Source organism: Occallatibacter sp. FHG110214_02 (genome assembly GCF_059115385.1).
In genome coordinates, this window is sequence record NZ_JBZYWK010000042.1 from 1 (window position 1) to 3,640 (window position 3,640).

The following is a 3,640-nucleotide window of genomic DNA, read 5'->3' on the forward strand; positions in this document are numbered from 1 at the left end:
GAGCTGGACTGCGCCAGGCGGTTGCCGAAGCTGTCATACTGCCAGCAGTAGTTCGGATAAGGGTTGTTGTCCTGCGAGCCGGCAGCCGTGGCAAGACGGTTGAGCGAATCGTAGGTGAACGACCAGCTTCCATTCACTGAGTCGGTGTAGCCGGTGACGTTGCCCACGGCGTCGTAGCCTTCCGACCCACCTCCGGAACTCTGGATGGAGAAGCTGTAGAGAGAAGCACTGGAAGAAGCCTCCTGCTGGCCCGCGACCTGGAGGCTTAGGGTAGCCTCATCGTGCTGCTGCGGGGTGCTCGTGTAAGGCGTAATTACCACGCTTTTGCTGCAACTGCGTTACCCGACGGGAACCCGATGGCAAGCAACAGAAGACGGCGAAAAGGCCGCCCCGAACAGGCGGCCTGCGGAACTATTGCGGCTGTACCGGTTTGACCTTGATGGGCGGTCCGCATTCTGAAGGCATCGGTAGAAAATCCCCTCCCTTGACACCTCCTTTGCCATCTGGAGCGAGAAGCGGACCAGGATTCCCGATGCTGGGATAGAAGACCTGAACCGTCGTTTCTACGGAAGTAGGAACTTCGTTTTCAAGATACGGCTTATAGGTCCACTGCTTGACCGCCGCGAGTGCTGATTTCTTGAACTCTTCGAATCCACCCAAGGCTTTAAGGCTGCGGACTTTGCCGTCCTCGCCGATAACCACATCCAGCGTGACCATACGGTTGGAGCACTTCGGCATCGTCAGGGCCTCCGGCGTAACCGTGGTCAGAAGTCGCGCGGCCATCACCTTCTCAGCCACCTTGAGAGCCTGTGGCGATTCAGGGGCCTCTTGAGCCGTGATGACACCCGTTGCCAGAACACACGCTAAACAGGAAAACAGAAAAGAACGCATATCCTACTCCTCATGCCAAGCTATCTAGTCAACGTGTAGGAGCTGGCAGGCTTCCGTTAGAGAACGGATTCCACGCATGATCGTCCTGGATTCGTATGCCCCCATAAATCGCGACTGCGATGCAAACTACAACGATCATCCATCTCATGAGCGGAGTCAGAGTAACTTCGGTCTTTCGCTCTTCTTCCGTTATGACACCTTCCTGATTTGCGAAGTCCGATTTGTAAAACTTCTTGGCGGTCGCAACCCGAAATGCCCCAAGTACCCCACCAAGCAGACAGAACCATCCCAGAGATATATTCATTTCAGCCTCCCTAATTGCGACAGTGAGCGTCACCCAGATACCCAAGTGTCAAGGAACCACTCACGCCCAGCGTATTGCCGCCAAAAGGAAGATTTCTTGAGACTCCAACTGTAGCTTGATTGTTTCCGGTGCTCAGAGTGCCGCGGAAAGGCGTGCCAACAATCGGCGCAGACAGTTGATATCCAACCTTTTTGCCGTTCGTCGTCAGATTGACCTGGACCCCATCAGCATTCTCTCCTAGCTTTGCGCGAGCAGACGGTTGTACTCCATTCTTGTCAGCGCTTAAGCCAACAGCAAACGGGGTCTTCGGTATCTGCCCTCGCACCGACACGGAAGCATTACATAGCCACGGCATACTAGCCGTATCGGTTGCCACTCCCTGCACAAAAGCATCGATACGCTGCTCATCTGGATCGGGAAGGGGCTGAAGGGGCGAGTCTAGCGGTGTAGCAAATGTCCCTGAAATGAGAGCACCTGTATCGTCGTTCGTGCCGCTATAACCGGTAACAACTCCACTGGAATCCCCGGTGCTCGTGTAAATCGTGCTGACTGTTCCGTCGACGTATTGGCCAGAGTTCGCCTTCTCCTCTGTCGAGTTATCGCAGTCGCCGCTCTCGAAGCCCTCATAAGCCCCGGTGTCGTTGTTGATGTGAATGCAGTCCAGTCCCGTCGGATCGACGTTGATGAGTGGATTGTTTTGCCCATAGCTATAGAGATTGAGGCTCTGGGGATTAGTGGGATCAGCGTAGAGCAGCCCGGATGGATCGGCTGACAAGAACCTTCCCATGCTGGATGCGTAGTACCTGGCCCCGAAGTAGTCGTTGCCTGATTCGGTATCGCGTTCTTTGATGGTATAACGGGATGCGTTCAAAATATGTGAATGCACAAACTGTCGAGTACCGTCGTACATACAGGGCAGTCTGACTTCACTTTGAGTAATAAATTCCCGCACCGGGATCGACCTCGATCACTGGCGCAAGAATCATCATAGAGTACGATGTATCGAAGCGTTCATCTATAACTTGATGACGGAGCGGTGCAAGCTGTATAAACGGGCGGAGTTCAATTTGATTTGACCATAAAGAATGCTTTGTGCAGGTCCAAATACCTTGAACTTTCTTGTTCCCCTCCTTAGCTTCGTTAAATTCATTCGTAAACGTAACCGCTTGGGAGAAAGTATGATCGGATCTTAATACAAGCGTTGATGTACCCCATGCGCCATCACTTGAATAGCGTCCAGGAATTGCATCCTCCCGCATTGACCAAGCTGCGATAATGCCCCACCAGCAAAAGGTCAGGCCGACCATCCCTAGTACAACCATCCCCACCCACAAAATCCATCTCCTTTTCACTTTGAGGCTCCATTCGTGCAGGGGTTCGGTTGGGACCAAACAAATGTTTGATTTACATTGTGGCGGGGACCATTAGGACCATGAGGGTTGTCCTTCGTCCCTTCGCTGTTTAATGGCCAGATTCCTTTGCCGCCCTGCGTGTCGTGGGCCCCGCTCCAAGATGCCTGTCCAGAAGTATTCGTAACTGTGAAGGTCACCATATTGCCTGAAGTGGACGAACTCATATCGAAATTTCCCGTCTCAGCTTGAGCTAAATTTGTGGTTACCCCAGTGAATGGTCCATGTGTGCCAAGTTGAGAACTATCCCTACATCCACCTGATGCGTATTTCTTAATGCCTGCCTGCACCCCTGAAGACTTGCGCAATTCATTTGTCCAGCCGCTATTTTGCAAATAGACAATGTTGTTTGACAGAGTTCCGGCTTTCCATTGATTCATGTAGTCGAAAAAGTCACTCGTATCCATGGGCTTTGGGTTGTTTGCGGTTGTCGTCGTACATCCATCTGCGCCGTTACAAGGGTTTGTTTGATCCGTCCAGTTTCCTCCAACCCCCTTCGCAAGGCACTGTGCTTTTGTAAAACCACCATCCTTAGGATCATCGTCGGACGATCCGTCATCCCAGTAGCAATAGAGGCCAGTAGGGTCCGTGAAAATTAGCGGATTATTAGTTACATACGAATACAGATTGAATGTCTGCGGGTTGGTCTGGTCTGCATAAACCAAGCCAGATGGGTCCGGGCTTAAGAACCTCCCCATGCTTGAGGCGTAGTACCTGGCCCCGAAGTAGTCGTTACCAGATTCTGTATCGCGTTCTTTGGCGGTAAAGTGGTGCTCAGTGGCGTCCGCGGCGTCGGTATTGGAAACTGGGATAGTGGCGAGTCCGTCGCCGTAAGGCAGCCCGGTAAAGTTAAGCACCGGGTTGCCGGCATAATCGGTCTGCTGGCGTCGGGTGCCGAGCCAGTCCGAGAGATGGAAGTACATCTTTCCCTCCGTCTGTCCTGTGAGATCGGCATCATACGTAGCGCTCAGTCCCGGAGCGTAAACGTTCGTGTGCGCCCACTGCCAGGCGCCGGAGTTGTTTGCCATCTCAGTCA

At 52.9% G+C, this 3,640-nt stretch carries 5 protein-coding genes; all 5 read right to left on the reverse strand.

The annotated features are described in order from the left end of the window. The coding region (locus AC5S3R_RS19925; RefSeq protein ID WP_494268948.1) for an RHS repeat domain-containing protein at window positions 1-320 on the reverse strand (320 nt) is incomplete at its 3' end. Between the two features lie 91 nt (window positions 321-411). Continuing rightward, window positions 412-891, reverse strand: a complete 480-nt coding sequence (locus AC5S3R_RS19930) for an energy transducer TonB (RefSeq protein ID WP_494268949.1) — start codon at window positions 889-891, stop codon at window positions 412-414. 314 nt (window positions 892-1,205) lie between these two features. Further along, the gene (locus tag AC5S3R_RS19935; RefSeq protein ID WP_494268950.1) at window positions 1,206-2,066 is read right to left on the reverse strand and encodes an RHS repeat-associated core domain-containing protein; all 861 of its coding nucleotides are present in this window, start codon (window positions 2,064-2,066) and stop codon (window positions 1,206-1,208) included. A gap of 55 nt (window positions 2,067-2,121) precedes the next feature. Further along, a complete protein-coding gene (locus AC5S3R_RS19940) occupies window positions 2,122-2,523 on the reverse strand; it encodes a hypothetical protein (protein ID WP_494268951.1) in 402 nt (133 codons plus the stop codon). Between the two features lie 20 nt (window positions 2,524-2,543). After that, the coding region (locus AC5S3R_RS19945; RefSeq protein WP_494268952.1) for an RHS repeat-associated core domain-containing protein at window positions 2,544-3,640 on the reverse strand (1,097 nt) is incomplete at its 5' end.